General features: G+C 35.4%; 16 protein-coding genes and 1 tRNA gene. 13 read left to right on the forward strand and 4 right to left on the reverse strand.

The features are described from left to right. Positions 1 to 70: 70 nt before the first annotated feature. From glnL to fruA, 10 genes are all read left to right on the forward strand, one after another. Positions 71 to 1,120, forward strand: a complete 1,050-nt coding sequence (gene glnL, locus GQ590_RS06615) for a nitrogen regulation protein NR(II) (protein WP_160407504.1) — start codon at positions 71 to 73, stop codon at positions 1,118 to 1,120. A gap of 11 nt (positions 1,121 to 1,131) precedes the next feature. Further along, positions 1,132 to 2,586 (forward strand): nitrogen regulation protein NR(I), encoded by a 1,455-nt coding sequence (glnG, locus tag GQ590_RS06620; RefSeq protein ID WP_160407506.1) that lies wholly within the window; start codon positions 1,132 to 1,134, stop codon positions 2,584 to 2,586. Positions 2,587 to 2,804: 218 nt separating this feature from the next. After that, complete coding sequence (locus GQ590_RS06625; protein ID WP_160407509.1) at positions 2,805 to 3,758, forward strand: siderophore ABC transporter substrate-binding protein; 954 nt, start codon at positions 2,805 to 2,807, stop codon at positions 3,756 to 3,758. Between the two features lie 11 nt (positions 3,759 to 3,769). Next, the gene (locus tag GQ590_RS06630; RefSeq protein WP_160407556.1) at positions 3,770 to 4,726 is read left to right on the forward strand and encodes an iron chelate uptake ABC transporter family permease subunit; all 957 of its coding nucleotides are present in this window, start codon (positions 3,770 to 3,772) and stop codon (positions 4,724 to 4,726) included. Then, positions 4,716 to 5,687 (forward strand): iron chelate uptake ABC transporter family permease subunit, encoded by a 972-nt coding sequence (locus GQ590_RS06635; protein ID WP_160407510.1) that lies wholly within the window; start codon positions 4,716 to 4,718, stop codon positions 5,685 to 5,687. Before GQ590_RS06630 ends, GQ590_RS06635 begins: the two co-directional genes overlap by 11 nt. Beyond that, entirely contained in the window at positions 5,684 to 6,439 is a 756-nt protein-coding gene (locus tag GQ590_RS06640; RefSeq protein WP_160407512.1) for an ATP-binding cassette domain-containing protein, read from the forward strand. Before GQ590_RS06635 ends, GQ590_RS06640 begins: the two co-directional genes overlap by 4 nt. A gap of 124 nt (positions 6,440 to 6,563) precedes the next feature. After that, positions 6,564 to 7,568 carry a catabolite repressor/activator gene (gene cra, locus GQ590_RS06645; RefSeq protein WP_160407514.1) on the forward strand — a complete coding sequence of 335 codons (1,005 nt, stop codon included), beginning with the start codon at positions 6,564 to 6,566 and terminating at the stop codon, positions 7,566 to 7,568. A 201-nt stretch (positions 7,569 to 7,769) separates the two neighbouring features. Next, positions 7,770 to 8,942: a fused PTS fructose transporter subunit IIA/HPr protein gene (gene fruB, locus GQ590_RS06650; RefSeq protein ID WP_160407516.1), complete on the forward strand. Its 1,173-nt coding sequence runs from the start codon at positions 7,770 to 7,772 to the stop codon at positions 8,940 to 8,942. Continuing rightward, a complete protein-coding gene (gene fruK, locus GQ590_RS06655; RefSeq protein ID WP_160407518.1) occupies positions 8,943 to 9,878 on the forward strand; it encodes a 1-phosphofructokinase in 936 nt (311 codons plus the stop codon). Between the two features lie 9 nt (positions 9,879 to 9,887). After that, positions 9,888 to 11,585, forward strand: a complete 1,698-nt coding sequence (gene fruA / locus GQ590_RS06660; protein ID WP_160407520.1) for a PTS fructose transporter subunit IIBC — start codon at positions 9,888 to 9,890, stop codon at positions 11,583 to 11,585. A 53-nt stretch (positions 11,586 to 11,638) separates the two neighbouring features. Here fruA and GQ590_RS06665 read toward each other — a convergent pair whose 3' ends face one another. After that, a complete protein-coding gene (locus tag GQ590_RS06665) occupies positions 11,639 to 12,214 on the reverse strand; it encodes a TIGR00730 family Rossman fold protein (RefSeq protein WP_160407522.1) in 576 nt (191 codons plus the stop codon). A 148-nt stretch (positions 12,215 to 12,362) separates the two neighbouring features. Here GQ590_RS06665 and GQ590_RS06670 point away from each other — a divergent pair. Beyond that, positions 12,363 to 12,438 (forward strand) — tRNA-Asn (locus GQ590_RS06670). A gap of 106 nt (positions 12,439 to 12,544) precedes the next feature. Here GQ590_RS06670 and aroD read toward each other — a convergent pair. Next, positions 12,545 to 13,309 (reverse strand): type I 3-dehydroquinate dehydratase, encoded by a 765-nt coding sequence (aroD, locus tag GQ590_RS06675; RefSeq protein WP_160407524.1) that lies wholly within the window; start codon positions 13,307 to 13,309, stop codon positions 12,545 to 12,547. A 197-nt stretch (positions 13,310 to 13,506) separates the two neighbouring features. Here aroD and GQ590_RS06680 point away from each other — a divergent pair, with 197 nt between their 5' ends. Together GQ590_RS06680 and rsmB are read left to right on the forward strand one after the other, a co-directional pair. Then, positions 13,507 to 14,850, forward strand: a complete 1,344-nt coding sequence (locus GQ590_RS06680; protein WP_202112911.1) for a Na+/H+ antiporter family protein — start codon at positions 13,507 to 13,509, stop codon at positions 14,848 to 14,850. Positions 14,851 to 14,885: 35 nt separating this feature from the next. Next, positions 14,886 to 16,178 (forward strand): 16S rRNA (cytosine(967)-C(5))-methyltransferase RsmB, encoded by a 1,293-nt coding sequence (rsmB, locus tag GQ590_RS06685; protein WP_160407526.1) that lies wholly within the window; start codon positions 14,886 to 14,888, stop codon positions 16,176 to 16,178. A gap of 236 nt (positions 16,179 to 16,414) precedes the next feature. Here rsmB and GQ590_RS06690 read toward each other — a convergent pair whose 3' ends face one another. Both GQ590_RS06690 and GQ590_RS06695 read right to left on the reverse strand, forming a co-directional pair. Continuing rightward, positions 16,415 to 17,932: a UxaA family hydrolase gene (locus tag GQ590_RS06690; RefSeq protein WP_160407528.1), complete on the reverse strand. Its 1,518-nt coding sequence runs from the start codon at positions 17,930 to 17,932 to the stop codon at positions 16,415 to 16,417. 70 nt (positions 17,933 to 18,002) lie between these two features. Next, entirely contained in the window at positions 18,003 to 19,019 is a 1,017-nt protein-coding gene (locus tag GQ590_RS06695) for a zinc-binding alcohol dehydrogenase family protein (protein WP_160407561.1), read from the reverse strand. Between the last annotated feature and the right edge of the window lie 9 nt (positions 19,020 to 19,028).

Raw genomic sequence — 19,028 nt, forward strand, 5'->3', positions numbered from 1 at the left:
GTTATTTTTACAATAAATTTAAACCACCGCTAACGTGCGGTGGTTTCTAAATCAGGACGGAAAACCGACGATGACATTTGCTAATGAATCTGATGCTAATCTTGTTCTCGATTCAATGCTCACAAGTATTTTATTACTTGATAAAAAACTTAATATTCTTTATGTTAATACTGCAGCACAACAGTTATTAGCGCAAAGCAACAAAAAGCTACTAGAAAGTTATTTTCCCGACTTATTAAGCTATTTTTCATTAGATATTAATTTAATGCTGAGTGCATTAGAACAAAATCAAGGTTTTACCGACAATGAAGTGAATTTAGTTATTAATAATGAATTGCATATTTTATCGTTGACTGCTCAACTATTAGGTAATGGTCGCATTTTAATTGAGATGGTTCCATTAAATAATCATAAACGCCTTAGTCAAGAACAACTGCAACAAGCTCAACAAAATGCAGCTCGTGAATTAGTTCGAGGGCTTGCTCATGAAATAAAAAATCCTCTAGGAGGGCTTCGAGGCGCCGCTCAGCTATTATCACGCGAATTACCTAAAAATGAATTACAAGATTATACAAAAATCATTATTGAACAGGCAGACAGATTACGAAATCTTGTCGATAGATTATTAGGACCACAACAACGTTTGCAACAAAAAGAGCAAAGTATCCATCAAGCAATAGAGCGAACTTATGCTTTGCTGTGTTTAGAAAAGCCAATCAATATTGAAATTTTTCGTGATTATGACCCAAGTTTACCGGATTTTATTCATGACTCCGAACAAGTAGAGCAAGTGATTTTAAATATTGTTCGTAATGCTTTACAGGCCATTGGTTCTAATTCTGGCATAATTACAATTAGGACAAGAACAGCTTTTCAGGTTACTTTACACGGGCAGCGTTACCGCTTATGTGCTCGTATTGATATTGAAGATACAGGTCCAGGAGTGCCTGTACATATACAAGATACCTTATTTTACCCTATGGTGAGTGGCTATGAAGGTGGTACAGGTATTGGGCTTTCAATTGCACACAATATTGTTGATCAACATCACGGTAAAATCGAATTTAATAGTTGGCCTGGGCATACGATTTTTTCTGTCTATCTGCCAATTAAGCAGTGAGGTAAATTAAAATGAATGTTTGGATTGTTGATGATGATAGTTCAATTCGCTGGGTATTAGAAAAAGCATTAACTAATGCTCATTTTAACTGTGTTAGTTTTGAGAGTGGTCAACAAGTTATTGATGCATTAAATACATATGTACAAAAACCAGCAGTATTAATTTCTGATATCAAAATGCCGGGGCTTGATGGCTTAACATTACTTCATTATGTTAAAGAAAAGTTGCCTCATTTACCTGTTATTATTATGACTGCCCATTCTGATCTGGATGCAGCAGTAAATGCCTATCAAAAAGGTGCTTATGATTATATCCCTAAACCTTTTGATGTGGACGAAGTTATACAACTGGTTGAAAGGGCAATTTCCCAAACTCAAACCAATAAAACTAACAATAATACAACTACAAAAGCATCAACAGGCATTATTGGTGAAGCCCCTTCAATGCAAGAGGTATTTCGTATTATTGGACGATTATCTAAATCATCAATTAGTGTACTTATCAATGGTGAATCAGGCACGGGTAAAGAGTTAGTTGCTAAAGCATTACATACCCATAGCCCACGTTCTCAATCCCCTTTTATTGCGTTAAATATGGCTGCAATTCCTAAAGAGCTGATTGAAGCTGAACTTTTTGGGCATGAAAAAGGCGCATTTACAGGTGCTGCTCAAATTAGGCACGGACGGTTTGAACAAGCTAATGGTGGCACTTTATTTTTGGACGAAATTGGTGATATGCCACTTGATGTTCAAACTCGATTACTCAGAGTTTTAGCCGATGGGCAGTTTTACCGTATTGGTGGTTATTCCCCCGTAAAAGTTGATGTGCGAATTATTGCAGCTACACATCAAGATTTAGAGGTAAGAGTTAGAGAAGGTAAATTTAGAGAAGACTTATTTCACCGTTTAAACGTTATTCGTATATTACTTCCGCCTTTACGGGATAGATCGCAAGATATTCCAAAACTTGCTGAACATTTTTTGCATACCACAGCAAAAGAACTTGGCGTAGAAAGTAAAATATTAAGCTCCGAAGCATTAGATGTTTTATGTCGATTTAATTGGCCAGGTAATGTTCGCCAACTTGAAAATACCTGTCGATGGATTACGGTAATGTCTTCAAATAAAGAAGTTCTTGTTCAAGATTTACCGCCAGAATTGTTGCAATTATCAACAACTAAAATGATTGATAAAAATGAATATTCAGCATTAACTACTAACCGATTATCACAACAACAAGCCGATTGGAAACAATTATTTGAACAATGGGCAAAGCAAGCCCTTATGAGTGGGAAAACGGGCATTTTGACTGAAGTGATACATGATATTGAATGTATCTTATTAAAAAATGCGCTTAATTTTACTCGAGGCCATAAACAAGATGCGGCTCATCTATTAGGTTGGGGACGCAATACATTAACGCGAAAACTTAAAGATTTATCAGTTGATCCAAATCAAAATTTCTAATTATTGATATTTACTATGCTACCGAATAAATCGGTAGCTTTTTAGTCTATTGATTATCATTTTACTTCTATTTAGCCGCCTTTATTACATATTGTGTTTTTTAATATTTAAAGTTCATTGAACCTTATATATTTTTTGGTTACAATCATAATGTAAATGATAATTATTATAATTATCATTTTGTAAATTTTTATTCGGACTGACAATTAGGAGTTATAATGTATTCATATATTAAAGCAAAATCCGTTGTTCTACTTACTGTATTACTTGTTTTAGTTGGATGTGATAATAAAAAAGAACAACAATCGTCTATTAAAACGGTTACCGTTGAACATTCTCAAGGTAAAACAGACGTACCTGACAACCCTAAAAAAGTTGTTGTTTTTAATACTGCAACGCTTGATATTATGGACGCATTGAATATACCTGTGACGGCAGTACCTCAATCAGATGTTCATTATCCCACTTTCTTATCTAAATACGACAGTAAAGATTACACCAATGTGGGTACTTTATTTGAACCAAATTATGAAGTTTTAAGTTCTATTCAACCTGATATTATTATTGCTGGTGGTCGCGCCAATGATGCTTATAATAAATTAAATGACATTGCACCAACAATTTCGTTAGATATTGATTACAATAATTTTCTAGGAAGTATAACGCAAAGAACACAACAATTAGGCGAGATTTTTCATAAACAAAATGAAGCGAATAAACTATTAGCTGATTTTAATCAAAAAATAGATCAACTAAAACCTAAAACAAGTACAGCAGGAACTGCATTAGTTATCATGATTAATGGTGGAAAAATGTCTGCTTATAGTGCGAAATCTCGTTTTGGTTTTATATTTGATGTATTAGGATTCAAACCTGCCACCACTTTCCAAGAAGCAGGGCGTCACGGCAATGCTGTTAGTTCGGAATTTATCTTAAGTGTCAATCCAGAATGGTTATTTGTTTTAGATAGAGATAATGCAATTGGTAATAAAGAAGCGCAATCAGCGCAGCAAGTATTGAATAATGAATTAATTCAAAAAACCTCAGCATGGCAGCACAATCATATTGTTTACTTAGATTCAACATCGATCTATATTTCTGGCGGTATTCAAACTTATAGCCGTTTGATGGAACAAATTAGTGTAGCTTTACAAGCTGAACCAGCTCATTAATATAAAGCATGATTAAATCGTTTTATTATATTGCAGGCATTTTCATTTTATTGATCATGGCTGCAATAAGTTTATTTATTGGTGCTGGAAACGTGACGCTATTGGACTTATGGTTTGATAGTAACATGCGCGAAATTTTCTTTGTTAGCCGTGTACCTAGAACTGTTGCTTTATTATTAGCTGGTAGCGCTATGAGCGTTGCAGGGTTAATTATGCAACTTTTAACCCAAAATCGATTTGTTGAACCCTCTTTAGTTGGCACTACTCAATCTGCAAGTTTTGGTTTATTAGTTATGATGGTTCTAGCTCCTGGTGCTAGTGTCATGACTAAAATGGTTGTTGCTAGTCTATTTGCTATGATTGGCACAATGATATTTATGGTGATTTCTCGAAAGATTATTTTAAAGTCAGCAATAATGGTACCTCTTATTGGCATTATGTTAAGTGCAGTTATTAGCGCTATTACTACATTTTTTGCCATGTATTTTGATCTGTTACAATCACTTGGTGGTTGGGAATCAGGTGATTTTTCAGCTATTTTAAAAGGCCGTTACGAATTATTATGGTTGGTGGGTGGTTTGACATTACTTGCTTGTTGGTGTGCGGATCAGTTTACTGTAGTTGGCTTAGGGCGTGATTTTTCTATTAATGTAGGGCTTAACTATCGTCGTGTTATGTTGACAGGACTTATTGTCATTGCATTAATCGGTGGTATTGTCGTTGTAGTTGTTGGCGTTTTACCCTTTCTTGGGTTAATTGTCCCCAATATCGTTAGCTTATTATTTGGAGACAATGTTCGTAAAACCATTCCATGGATCTGTTTGTTTGGTAGTGGATTAGTTTTAATTTGCGATATTATTGGGCGTGTAATTCGCTATCCTTTTGAAATCCCCGTGAGTGTTATTCTTGGCGTAGTTGGCGCTATTATTTTTTTAATATTGTTGAGTCGAAAACGTCATGTTAATTAATCAAAACCGTCATATTTCAAGTCAAAAAAGAGTGCTTTTATTATTTATTATTGCATCAATTTGTGTAGTTTGCTTTATGACAATTGGTCTTAAAGGCAATATTAACTACATTTTGAAGCATCGAACTTGGATTATACTAACAATGATTTTAGTTGCCTTTTCGGCAGCAACATCAACATTACTTTTCCAAACCGTTACCAACAATCGGATATTAACTCCTTCCATTATGGGGTTTGAATCGCTGTTTGTACTTATTCAAACAGTTGTGATCTTCTGTATTGATGCACAAGGTATTACCTATATTGGTATTATTGGTCGATTTATATTTGAATCACTTTTATTAATTTTATTCTCTTTATTTTTATATCGAGGTTTGTTTACTAAGCTCAAGCAAAACTTACATTTAGTATTATTAATCGGTATTATTTTAGGCACATTATTCCGTAGTTTTTCTAATTTATTACAGCGTTTAATGACGCCTTCCGAGTTTGCAATATTGCAAAGCCGAATTTTTGCTACCTTTACCCGTGCCGAACCGATGTTAATTATCTTCTCATTAATCATTGCTTGTATCATTGGTTTGTTTTTATGGCGAATGCGATATCAGTTTGATGTTCTGGCGTTAGGGCGTGATAATGCTATAAATCTAGGCATTGATTACCAAAAAAGTGTTACCGTTATTTTATTGCTTGTGTCTGTTTTGGTTTCGATATCAACCGCATTAGTTGGACCATTTACTTTTTTAGGGCTTTTAATTGCTAATTTAGCTTATAGTATTAGTGGATCAAGCCAACACCGTTTTTTACTTCCTACTGCTTTTTTGTTGGGGGTGATATTTCTTATTGGTGGGCAAATATTCTTAGAACGGGTGCTAAATATGATTGGCGCATTATCGATTGTGATCGAATTTATAGGTGGCTTATTGTTTATCTTCTTATTATTGAAAAAGGTTCCGATGTGATAGAAATTGATAATATTAGTAAAAACTATCAAACAATACCTGTATTAAAAAATGTCAATGCGACGATTTCAAAAGGTGGTATTACAGCTATTATTGGTCCAAATGGGGCAGGTAAATCGACATTATTGTCAATCATAAGTCGACTTTTAGTTGCTGATGAAGGGCAAGTTAAAATTCAAAATATGGATGTTGTAAATACGCCAAGCGATAAGCTAGCGACCTATTTATCGGTATTAAGACAAGAAAATCGTTTTACCAGCAGATTAACGGTTTTTGAATTAGTCGGATTTGGTCGTTACCCTTATAGCAAAGGGTGCTTAACTGTCGATGATTACGAGCACATTCATCGAGCCCTTGAGTTTTTAGATCTTACGCAATATAAAGACCGTTTTTTAGATGAGCTTTCAGGTGGCCAACGACAACGCGCTTACGTTGCTATGGTATTATGTCAAGATACGGAATATGTATTACTTGACGAACCGCTCAATAACCTCGATATGAAACATGCTGTTGCCATGATGAAACAATTACGCCGCGCAGCTGATGAGCTTGATAAAACAATTATGATTGTTATCCATGACATCAACTTTGCGTCTGTATACTCAGACTATATTTTAGCCATGAAAAATGGTGAACTGGTATATCAAGGCAATCCTCAACAGATTATGAAAGCTAATATTTTAGAAGATATATTCGATACTCCAGTAAAAATTGAAAATATCCACAATCAAAATATTGCTATTTACTATTAACAAATATAATACAAATTAATAGTAAAAAGTTACAAGTGTTTAATTAAGTAAATAAAAATTATTGTTTACTATTTATTTCTAACCATGTTAAATAATTGGCAATATTTTTGTTGAGATAATTATAATGAAATTACAGGAAATAGCACTTTTAGCCGGTGTATCAAGGACGACGGCCAGTTATGTGATTAATGGAAAAGCCAAAAAATACCGTGTTAGTGACAAAACAATCGAAAAAGTCATGTCGGTAGTAAAAGAGCACAATTACCAACCTAATGCAGTTGCAGCAGGGCTTAGAGCCGGTAAAACCCGTACTATAGGCATTATTATTCCTGATTTAGAAAACAACAGTTACACTCGCATAGCTAATTATTTAGAGCAATTAGTCAGAAAGGAAGGATACCAATTATTATTGGCATGTTCTAAAGATAATCCCAAAATTGAAAAAGAGTGTGTTAAACATCTACAACAACGCCGTGTTGATGCATTACTGATTTCATCGTCATTTATTTCTGAGCAAGATTATCTTTTTTATGATGATTGGCAAAACGAAAAAATTCCACTATTTGCACTTGACAGAATATTATCCACAACAAAATTTAGAAATATTGTAGGCGCAGATAAACAAGACTCAACATCACTAGCTAAAGCATTCAATAACTTTGTGGAAGGTTCTGTTGTTTATATTGGGGCTTTACCTAACTTATCCGTTAGTCAACTTCGTTTAGATGGCTTTAACGATATCAAACTTAATTATTGCAATAAAGTTGATTTTTTATATGCAAATAATTATAGTCGCCACGACGCTGATTTTGCGTTTAGTCAATGGTTAGAAAATAATGAAATGCCTAACGGTATTTTCACCACTTCCTTTTCTTTATTACAAGGAACGATCGATGCAATTTTAAGAAAATTTGGTCATTTACCAGAAAGCTTAACCATTGCAACTTTTGGTGATAACGAATTGTTAGACTTTTTACCATGTAAAGTTATATCACTTTCGCAAGATCATAAAGAAGTTGCTAACATCACAATAAAATTATTTTTAAACTATATGGATAACCAGAATTACCAATCTGGCACAACAATAATTCCAAGAAAATTGATCTATCGAGGTAGTTTAAGTCGTTAATGTTTTTATAAGAACCAAAAAATAATTTAGATAAAAATAAGATCTAGATCACATATTCTTTATTAATAGATATAAGTTATTGGATTATTAATGTTAATCTATTCATTATTGCTGAAACGATTCAATAATGTTAATTCAAAGATTTATATTTGCTGAGTCATTTTAAACGACCCAACATTTTAACCCAGAGGTATTTATTATATGTTTCATTTAGTTAAAGAAAATATTCATTTGAATGAACAATCCGCCAATAAAACTGAAGCGATAAAAAAAATTGCTACAGCCTTAACTAGTGCCGGATTTGTTGAACAAGGTTATGTTGATGGAATGCTTGAACGAGAATCTCAAGCGGCTACCTATCTGGGTATAGGTCTTGCTATTCCTCATGGCACAACTAAAACTCGCCATTTAGTCAAAAAAACAGGAGTGCAAGTATTTTGCTTCCCGAATGGTGTTGAGTGGGGAGACGATGGTGAAAAGGCCTATCTTGCTATTGGTATTGCAGCGAGTTCTGACGAACATTTAGAGTTGCTTCGACAATTAACCCATGTACTTAGTGCTGATGGAGTAGAGGAACGAATTAAAGCAATTAAAACTGCCGACGAAGCTATTGCTATTTTAACGGGTAAAACAAGTGCCGAAGATAGTCAATTTGTTGTTGATTCATCATCATTGCTACTTGATATTCCTGCCGATAGTTTAGCTATGCTACAAGCATTAAATGCCTCACGTTTAAAACAACAAAATGCGGTAAATACAACTTTTATTACCGATGTGTTAGACAACAAACCTAATTATCTTGGTCAAGGTGTTTGGTTAAATGATAGCAAAACTGGTAATGTAAAAAATGCTATTGCTATTAGCCGTACAACAAGCAATTTGAGTGAAGATGGTAATCCAGTTAAATTACTTATTACAATGTCTGCTATTGATGATTCTATTTCAGGTGTTGTCAACAATATTGCTTCTTTAGTTTTCAATCAAAATTTAGAACAATTAGTTTCAGCCAATGCTGATAAACTTATTAATCTACTTGTTGCTGAACAACAAAATCCTGCAGATAATTCTGTTTCAGAAGCTAGCACCAATAACGGTGCGCTTACTTGTGAATTTATTGTTCCTAATGAAAACGGCTTACATACACGCCCATCATCTGTTTTAGTTAAACTTGTTAAAGAATTTAACAGCAAAGTGACGGTTGCCAATTTAGATGGTAAAGGTGAACCTGTAAGTGCAACTAGCTTAATGAAAATTGTTGCACTAGGTGCTAAAAAAGGCAGTCGATTACAATTTACCGCTGTTGGCGATGATGCGCAGCAAGCGCTTGATGCTATAGGTAAAGCGATTGAAAGTGGTTTAGGTGAGGGAGTTTAAATGACTTATCGTATTGCAACAATCACCTTAAATCCAGCTTATGACCTTTTGGGTTTTTGCCCTAAAGTTGAGCTTGGCGATGTTAATTTAGTCCAAACCAATGCATTACTTGCGGCAGGTAAAGGCATTAACGTTGCTAAAGTTTTATCGAATTTAGACATTCAATTAACTGTTGGTGGATTTTTAGGTAAAGATAACCGTGATGGTTTTAATTTATTATTTAAAACACTAAATGTAGTTGATAAGTTTCAAACTGTCGAAGGTCGTACACGCATTAATGTCAAATTGACAGAAGAAAATAGCGAAGTTACCGATCTCAACTTTTCCGGCTTTACAATTAGTGAACAAGATTGGCAACAATTTGTCACTAACTCATTAGAATGGCTAAAAAACATTGATATGGTTGCTATTAGTGGTAGCTTACCGGCAGGTGTTTCGCTTGAAAAATTCACACAGTGGATGAAGCAGGTTAAAGCAATTTGCCCAAAAATAGTATTTGATAGTAGCCGAGATGCCCTAGTTGCAGGTTTAAAAGCAAAACCGTGGTTGATCAAACCTAATGACAAAGAGCTTGAAATGTGGGTAGGTCGCAAATTACCGACATTAGAGGATATCAAAAAAGCCGCTATGGAGCTAGTTAGTGGTGGCGTTGATAATGTCGTGATTTCGCTAGGAAGTAAAGGTGCTTTGTGGGTAACTAAACATGAAGCATGGCTAGCAAAACCACCTAAATGCCACGTAGTTAGTACCGTTGGTGCCGGTGATTCAATGGTTGCTGGTTTAATGTATGGTTTAATGACCGAACAATCAATTAAAGACACTTTAGTATTTGCATCAAGTGTTGCGGCTTTATCGGTTGGACAGGCCGGTGTGGGGATATCTGATCGCCAAGCTGTAAATAATATGCTAGAAAAAATTGAAATAATTGCTGCATAAGGAGTATTCATGAATATATATATTATTGAAGGTAGTAATGCAGGTCCAGTTAATGGACGTTTAGCTAAAGCAGAATTAACTTTAGTGGCAAATGCATTAAATTTGAATGTAGTTGAAAGTGCCGCGTCAGCAGATGTTATTATTGCCGTCGGTTCAGGAACTATTAGTGATAAATCGGTGATTGGTAAAAAAGTTTATGTTGTTGATGACTTAAACTGCCTTTTTGCTAATCCAAAACAGATTTTAACTGATGCACCTAATAAAGCTGAGGTTTATCAAGCAAGCAACAATATTGCGCCAACATCAAGTAATAATAATACAGGTGTAAAACGCATTGTTGCTGTTACTGCTTGCCCAACAGGTGTTGCTCACACCTTTATGGCAGCAGAAGCGATTGAAGAAGAAGCCAAAAAACGCGGTTGGTGGTGTAAAGTTGAAACCCGTGGTTCAGTTGGTGTTGGTAACGAACTCACTCCAGAAGAAGTGGCTTCTGCCGATGTGGTTATCGCCGCTTGTGATATTGATGTTGATTTAAGCAAATTTGCAGGTAAAAAGCTTTATCGCACCAAAACAGGTCCTGCTCTGAAAAAAACAGCGCAAGAATTTGATAAAGCCTTTGAAGAAGCAACCGTATATCAACCAAACGCTAATGCTTCAACAACTAAATCCAATAATGAGAAAAAAGGTGTTTATCAACATCTTTTAACTGGCGTATCTTATATGTTACCAATGGTGGTTGCAGGTGGTTTGATTATTGCACTTTCATTTGCTTTTGGTTCCTTTGAAATGGTTGATGGCGTGCAAAAATTAATTGGTGAATCGCATTTAGCTCAAATTGGAGGACTTGCTTTCTCACTTATGGTACCACTGCTTTCAGGTTATATTGCTTATTCTATTGCTGATAGACCTGGTCTTGCTCCCGGTCTTGTTGGTGGATTACTTGCTGTATCGACTGGTGCCGGCTTTTTAGGTGGAATTATTATTGGTTATTTTGCGGGTTATTTGGCGCTACTAATAACAAAATATTTACCATTACCAAAAACGTTAGAAGCCTTAAAACCAATCTTAATCGTACCGTTATTTGCAACGCTAATTACAGGTCTTGTAATGCAATTTATTATTGGTACTCCTATTGCATGGTTAATGAATTTTGTGAAGGAATGGTTGAATTCAATGGGTACTGCTAATGCTGTTATATTGGGTGCTATTTTAGGTGGTATGATGTGTACCGATATGGGGGGACCAATTAATAAAGTTGCATACGCATTTGGTACAGGCCTAATTTCAGCACAAGTTTATGCCCCAATGGCAGCCGTTATGGCGGGCGGAATGGTTCCACCTTTAGCAATGGGGATTGCGACACTTATTGCACGCAAAAAATTTGCTAAAGCTGAGCAAGAAAGCGGTAAAGCTTCATTAGTATTAGGACTATGCTTTATCTCAGAAGGGGCAATTCCGTTTGCCGCTCGTGATCCATTACGCGTTATTCCATGCTGTATTATTGGTGGAGCTATCACTGGTGGTATGGCGTTAGCCTTTGGTTCAACATTAATGACACCACATGGTGGTTTATTTGCTTTAGCAATTCCGGGTGTGGTTGAACCAGTTGGTGGCTACTTATTATCTATTGTTGTTGGTGCAGTTATTGCAGGTGTTGCTTATGCATTGATTAAACAACCAGAATCAGAAGCTGCAACTGTCGCTTAATATTAATAATATAAGAAATGCCATCAAATGATGGCGTTTTTTTATTCTGTAAACTACTTTTTAACCCAACGTTGCAAATCTTTAGGGATAAAGTTATCCATTTTTTGAAGCATACTTTCAGGGTTATTATCAACAATTAATGTTTTATAAAAACTATCTCGAACAAATCCTTCATTCACCGCATGTTGTAAAAAATTGAGCATAGGTTGCCAAAATTCAGCAACATTAAACAAAGCGACAGGTTTTTCATGATAACCGATTTGCATTCCCGTCCAAACTTCAAAAACTTCCTCTAGCGTACCTGTTCCGCCGGGCATTGCAACAAAACCATCGGCAAGCTCAGACAGTCTTGCTTTACGTTGATGCATATTATCCACCACCTCTAAGCGAGTAATACTATGGTGTGCAGTTTCGGCTTTGACTAAGCGTTCAGGAATAATACCAATCACTTCGCCACCATGAGCTAGTGCCGCATTAGCAATAATGCCCATTAATCCCTTATTACCACCGCCATAAATTAAACGCCTATTTTGCTGAGCTAATATTTTACCCAACTGTTCGGCTTGCTCACGATATTCTGGGCGACAGCCTTCACTTGCACCACAAAAAACACAAATATTTTTTTTCATCAATTTGATTTTACCTGTTATGTTAGTTGCTCGCTATTTTAGCACAGTTAGCTTTTGATTTGTTTACAAGGTGAGCAATTGATTGCATTTAATATTTTATCAATTGACATTGTGGTAATAGATCGTTAATATTTTGCCTGTTAAGTGTTCCTCCATAGTTCAGTCGGTAGAACGGCGGACTGTTAATCCGTATGTCACAGGTTCAAGTCCTGTTGGAGGAGCCAACTACCGAATTGTTAAAACCTGCTTATAGCAGGTTTTTTTATTTCCTAAATAATCACTTGTTTATATTTAAATGCCAAGCTACTGGTTTAGATCATTTCTATAAAATCAACGATGATTTAGATATAATGCATCTAAAATATATCGTAATTGGTTAACATCCAATTGTCCTGGTGCCGATGCATTTTTAGCTGCCCCAAAGGTCATTGCTGAACCAAATGTCGTTCCGGCAATACGACTAATAGCGCCAAGCCCTGCCATAGACATGGTGATAATCGGTTTTGTTGCGTATTTTTCGTTCATTTCAGTGGTGGCGGCAAGTAAAGTTAAAACATCATTCGTTGTTTGTGGCATAACGGCAATTTTAGGAATATCCGCGCCTAAATCTTGCATTTTTTTTAATCGATTAATAATTTCGCTTTTTGGCGGTGTTTTTTCAAAATCGTGGTTTGATGCTACAACAAAGACCTGATTGTTATGGGCAATATCAATAATATCTTTTACATAATCATCATCAATAAATGCTTCAACATCAATTAGATCAACAAGCCCACTACAGGCCATGTCTTTATTTAATTGAATATAAGAGGATAACGGCCAAGGTTTTACTCCACCTTCATTTGCCGTTCTAAAGGTGAATAAAAGGGGTTTATTGGGTAATAGATCTGTTATTTTTTTAGCCATTTGTTTGACAGCCAAAATATTATCAACTTGGGTAAAATGATCAACTCGCCATTCTAAAACATCAAAATCAATTTTTTGCAAAAATTGCGCTTCATCGATTAATTCTGCTTCATTTTTGCCGACAATCGGTACAATAATTTTAGGTGCTCCAACGCCGATCTCAAGTTGTTTGATAGTAACTGTTTTCATTTTATACCTTGTTAGCTAAAAATTCTGTTAATAGGTGGTAATTTTATCTTGTTTTGATTTTGTATTAAATAAAACTATAGAATAAAGTTAATGTGTGTAATCTGATAAGATTTATTAATTCTTATACACTATTAATTGCACTTTCACTATGTATTGCCTAGAATAATAAACTTCGCTTCTTAATAAAGAATCTATTTATGAATACGATGCTTGATTTGTTCTCGTCAATAAATGCTGTTGTGATAGCGGTAATTTGTATGTTAATTTTGTCTCTTTGCCGTGTTCATGTGGTAATTAGCTTAATTATTGGGGCATTTGTTGGCGGTTTATTTAGCCATTTATCGTTAAAAGAAACGATTGATGCTTTTAATACCGGTATTAGTAATGGTGCTAATATTGCATTATCTTACGCTATGCTTGGTGCTTTTGCAGTAGCAATATCAAAATCTGGTCTACCCGAACTATTGGCTTATAAAGCAATACAACAGTTGACCACAAGTAACGCTAAAAAACGCATTAAATGGTTATTAATTATTATTATTGCACTGGTGAGTATTTCGTCACAAAATGTTATTCCGATTCATATCGCTTTTATACCGCTTTTAATTCCGCCACTTTTATATGTGATGTCGAAATTACAACTCGATAGGCGAATGATTGCTTGTATTATGACATTTGGGCTAATTACGCCATATATGTTTTTACCGGTTGGCTTTGGTAACATCTTTTTAAATCAAATTTTATTAAAAAACATTACTGAATCAGGAAGGGATGTAAGTCATGTCAATGTAATGCACGCCATGGCTATTCCTGCGCTAGGTATGTTTGTAGGTTTATTATGGGCGATTTTTGTCAGCTATCGTAAACCGCGTGAATACAAGCTTATCCATGAACAAGCAAATCTTGACGCATTAAACAATGTAAATAAGCGTTCACTTATTGTCTCATTATTGGCGATTATTCTTTCATTTGCCATTCAGCTTTATACGGGGTCGATGATTTTAGGCGCTTTAATTGGTTTTATCTGTTTTATTGTGTCAGGTACCATAAAGTGGGGCGAAGCCGACGGTGTATTTACTGATGGCATCAAAATGATGGCAATGATTGGTTTTGTGATGATTTCCGCGCAAGGCTTTGCTGAAGTGCTAAAACAAACTCACGAAATTGAACCGCTAGTTATTAATAGTGCATCCTTATTTGCAGGAAATAAAATTATTGCTTCATTTATGATGATGTTAATAGGGCTTATTATTACGCTAGGTATTGGTTCTTCGTTTTCAACAGTACCGATTATTGCTGCAATTTATGTCCCACTTTGTGTTCAACTTGATTTTTCGCCAATAGCCACTGTCTGCTTAATAGGTGCATCTGGTGCAATTGGGGATGCAGGCTCTCCACCATCTGATACGATTTTGGCAACCTCAGCAGGGCTTAATAGTGATGGGCAACATGACCATATTCGCGATAGTGTTATTCCTACATTTACCCATTTTAATATTCCGCTATTTATTGCCGGTTGGGTTGGATCGTTAATTTTATAATCAACATTATTGTTGTCGTTTAGGTCATTATTATTATGAATAATCAATCACACCAAAATATTCGTGCAGTTTGTGCGCAAGCTATTTTTAACGTGTTAGAAGAGGGGCAATCACTAAGTGCCACCTTAACAACACTTAATCACAAAATAGCCGATAAAGATAAGGCGTTAGTTCAAGAGATCTGTTTTGGTGTGATGCGAGTATTACCCGAACTTAATTTTTATATTCACACCTTGATGAGTAAAGTATTAACGGGTAAAAATAGAATTTTACATGACCTATTGTTAGTGGGCATTTACCAAATTCTTTATACCCGTATTCCTGTACATGCGGCAGTTGCTGAGAGTGTAAATGCAGTTAGCTCACTTAAAAAAGCGCAACTTAAAGGATTAATTAATGGTGTATTACGCGAATTTTTGCGTCAACAAACATCATTACAACAACAATTTACGCAAGATAGTAAGCAACAAAATCAGCAAACACTGCACCCAAGTTGGTTGTTAACACGCCTTAAACAAGCTTATCCAAAGCATTGGCAAGCAATTGTTAATGCGAATAATCAAAAGCCACCAATGTGGTTGCGGGTAAATCTTAATCAATACTCAGTAAGTGAGTACCAACAATTACTTGCCAAAGATGGCATAGAATCAGAAACCTTTGCGGATATCCCTTCGGCAATTAGGTTAATAACACCCGTTAATGTGGCAAAATTACCTGATTTTGCAAAGGGCACTGTCACAGTACAAGATCTATCAGCACAATATGCTGCGTATTTATTAGCGCCACAAAATGGCGAACAAATTTTAGATATGTGCGCAGCACCTGGTGGTAAGACTACACATATTTTAGAAGTAGCTTCAAAAGCGCAAGTCTTAGCGGTGGATATTGAGCCTAGCCGAGTGAAGCGCATTCACGAAAATTTAACTCGATTAAACTTACATGCCGAAGTTAAAGTTGGCGATGGATTAACCCCAGAACGATGGTGTGAAGGGCAACAGTTTGATCGCATTTTACTTGATGCACCTTGCTCGGCAACGGGCGTTATTCGTCGTCATCCTGATATCAAATGGTTGCGCCGTGATAGTGATATAGCGCAGTTGACTGAATTACAATACGCCATTTTAACTAAAATATGGGCTTATCTAAAAACGGGTGGTACTTTGGTTTATGCTACTTGTTCAATTCTGCCAGACGAAAATAAATTACAAATTGAGCGTTTTTTGCAAGAAAACACCAGCGCCAAATTACAAGGTGAACTGAAACAATTTTTACCGACTGAAAATGGCGGTGACGGTTTCTTTTATGCGGTTTTAAAAAAACATCGTTAACATAAAATGTATGGTGTTATAAATAAAATATTCTAGCTAAACATTTAGTATCGATATATCGCATTTTGCTAAAATACGTTTTTTATAGCGATTTAGTTAAATCTGTGATGGTAATTGTTTTTTTATGATATAACCGCCATACCTTTCGTTTGTGATACGGCGTTAATTTTGTTTAATTCTCATCAAAAGTTGTCACTCAAATTAAACTTGAGTTATTATAAAAAAGTAAAATAAAATTATTCGGTGACTCCATTTTTAAAAATAGAAAGATCGCGAAATTCATTAATTTCATTGCATGTCTGTTTACCATTAACCAGTTGTACAATTAAATCAATAAACTGTTCTAATAATTTATCCATTTTTGTTCCGTTCACTAATTGTCCAGCATCAAAATCAATCCAGTGTGTTTTTCTATGAGCTAATGCTGAATTAGTTGAAATTTTTACTGTTGGTACCACACCACCATAAGGTGTTCCTCGCCCGGTTGAAAACAGCACCATATGACAACCAGCCGCAGCTAGCGCCCCTGTTGCAACAGCATCATTACCTGGAGCTGATAATAAATTCAAACCAGTTTTTTTGAGTCTATCACCATATTCTAATACATCAACCACAGTGCTGTTCCCTGCCTTTTGTGTGCAGCCTAGTGATTTATCTTCTAGTGTTGTAATACCGCCCGCTTTATTACCTGGCGATGGGTTTTCGTAAATAGGTTGATTGTATGACATAAAATATTGCTTAAAGTTGTTAACCATATTGACTGTTTTTTCAAATATATTTTCATTAATACAATGAGACATTAAAATCGTTTCGGCTCCAAACATTTCAGGTACTTCGGTTAATACACTCGTACCTCCATGAGTAATAATATAATCAGAAAACTTACCTAATAACGGATTAGCGGTAATGCCAGATAGGCCATCAGAACCTCCGCATTCAAGCCCAAATTTAAGCTCACTTAGTTTACCTTGTTGGCGTTGATCTGATTTCATTACTTGATATATTTCGTGTAAATAATTGACACCTTGTTTTATTTCATCTTCAACTTCTTGTGCAATCATGAAACGAACTCGTTCATTGTCATATTCACCAAGGCTTTCTTTAAAGGCATTGAGTTGATTATTTTCACAACCTAAACCAATGACTAAAACACCGCCTGCATTAGGATGTTTAACCATATCTTGTAATATAGTTTTGGTTGTCTGGTGATCGTGGCCTAATTGTGAACAACCATAGGGATGAGAAAGTAGATAAACACCATCAAAATTAGGTGATTTTTGTAGAAGATCTTGAGTGATATCTGCTAAAAATTGTTTACGGATCTGTTCAGCTATACCATTAACACAACTTACAGTAGGAATAATCCAAAGCTCATTACGTATACCGACATCTTTATTTTTTCTTCGGTAAAGATTGACCTGCCTGTCGATAAATTGCGTTGAGATTTGTTCGGTAATTGGGTGATATTGATATTCGTCAAGCTCACCAAGATTGGTTTTTACATTATGAGTGTGAACATGTTCGCCTATTTGAATTGCTTGTGTGGCATGACCAATTGGAAAACCATATTTTATAACATTGTTACCTTGTACAATTGGTTTTATTGCTATTTTGTGACCAGATGGAATATCTTGTAATACAGTAATTTGTTGTTGGGTTCCTAATTGCTCGATAACTATCCTATCACCTTGCTGTAATGCTTCTAATGCGATAATGACATTATCATTATCATTAATTTTAATTGTTTTTTTCATGATTTTGTTCCTATACATGCATACTTCCGCAACTTTGGATAGCGGAAGTATTTAGTAGGTCATTATGGGTTTAACCGATTTTAATGACTGATTTTAGTCTAGTGCTTGGATCATCACGCATTTCTTTAAATGCGTTTTCAGCATCATCTAGCTCATATACATCGGTAATGATTTTTTTGACATCACATTTTCCTGAGCCGACTAAATCGGTTAACTCAATAAAGTCTTTTTTGAGTGCATTACGGGAGCCAAAAATATCTAACTCTTTTGTTTGAATTTGGGTAAAGGCAAAATCTAATTTTTGCTTACTAACACCAACTAAACCAATGCGCCCACGGAAAGCGGCTGCATCAATACAGTTTTGGAAAGTTTGTGGTAGTCCAGCACATTCAATACAAACATCAAAACCATCACCTTGTGTTATTTCTTTTACTCTTTCTACAAAATTTTCTTTATCGGTACGAATCACGCCTTTTGCACCAAGTGATAATGCTTTATCTAATCGTGATTGCATGACATCACTTACATAAACCTCAGCACCTTTTAATATCGCAGCCATAACTGCAAATAAACCGATAGGTCCGGCACCAACAATTAATACTCTATCTCCTTCTTTTACTGATGTGCGTTGAACTGAATGATAGCTAATGCAAAATGGCTCAATCATTGAAAGTGTTAATGCATCTAATCCTTTACCATCATAAATACGTTCAATTGGCATGCTGTAATATTCTCTAAAAATACCATCACGTTGAGCTCCAAGAGTTTGATTGCTTGTACAGCAATTAACAAATCCTCGACGGCAAGAGTAACATTTACCACAGTTAAAATAAGGATTTGCTGTCACAATCATGCCTTCTTTAATGCCATGATTGTTTTCACCAACTTCTACAACTTCGGCCGAAAATTCATGACCAGGTATTCGAGGATAGCTAGCATAAAGGAATGTACCTTTATATGTTCCCATGTCAGAACCACAAATCCCACCATATAATATTTTTAGGATTGCTTCACCCTTTTGTAAAGTCGGTTTTTCCATTTCTTTAATTTCAACCTTTCCGGGTTCTGGAATAACAATATATTTCATTTTAGGCAT

This window comes from Gilliamella sp. Lep-s35 (genome assembly GCF_009795845.1).
Lineage (GTDB): Bacteria > Pseudomonadota > Gammaproteobacteria > Enterobacterales > Orbaceae > Gilliamella.

Coding starts and splice junctions, on each gene's coding strand:
- cra (WP_160407514.1), top strand. CDS start 6,564: ATGAAATTACAGGAAATAGCACTTTTAGCCGGTGTATCAAGGACGACG.
- GQ590_RS06625 (WP_160407509.1), top strand. CDS start 2,805: ATGTATTCATATATTAAAGCAAAATCCGTTGTTCTACTTACTGTATTA.
- GQ590_RS06690 (WP_160407528.1), bottom strand. CDS start 17,932: ATGAAAAAAACAATTAAAATTAATGATAATGATAATGTCATTATCGCA.
- glnL (WP_160407504.1), top strand. CDS start 71: ATGACATTTGCTAATGAATCTGATGCTAATCTTGTTCTCGATTCAATG.
- GQ590_RS06680 (WP_202112911.1), top strand. CDS start 13,507: ATGAATACGATGCTTGATTTGTTCTCGTCAATAAATGCTGTTGTGATA.
- fruB (WP_160407516.1), top strand. CDS start 7,770: ATGTTTCATTTAGTTAAAGAAAATATTCATTTGAATGAACAATCCGCC.
- aroD (WP_160407524.1), bottom strand. CDS start 13,309: ATGAAAACAGTTACTATCAAACAACTTGAGATCGGCGTTGGAGCACCT.
- fruK (WP_160407518.1), top strand. CDS start 8,943: ATGACTTATCGTATTGCAACAATCACCTTAAATCCAGCTTATGACCTT.
- GQ590_RS06635 (WP_160407510.1), top strand. CDS start 4,716: ATGTTAATTAATCAAAACCGTCATATTTCAAGTCAAAAAAGAGTGCTT.
- fruA (WP_160407520.1), top strand. CDS start 9,888: ATGAATATATATATTATTGAAGGTAGTAATGCAGGTCCAGTTAATGGA.
- rsmB (WP_160407526.1), top strand. CDS start 14,886: ATGAATAATCAATCACACCAAAATATTCGTGCAGTTTGTGCGCAAGCT.
- GQ590_RS06665 (WP_160407522.1), bottom strand. CDS start 12,214: ATGAAAAAAAATATTTGTGTTTTTTGTGGTGCAAGTGAAGGCTGTCGC.
- glnG (WP_160407506.1), top strand. CDS start 1,132: ATGAATGTTTGGATTGTTGATGATGATAGTTCAATTCGCTGGGTATTA.
- GQ590_RS06695 (WP_160407561.1), bottom strand. CDS start 19,019: ATGAAATATATTGTTATTCCAGAACCCGGAAAGGTTGAAATTAAAGAA.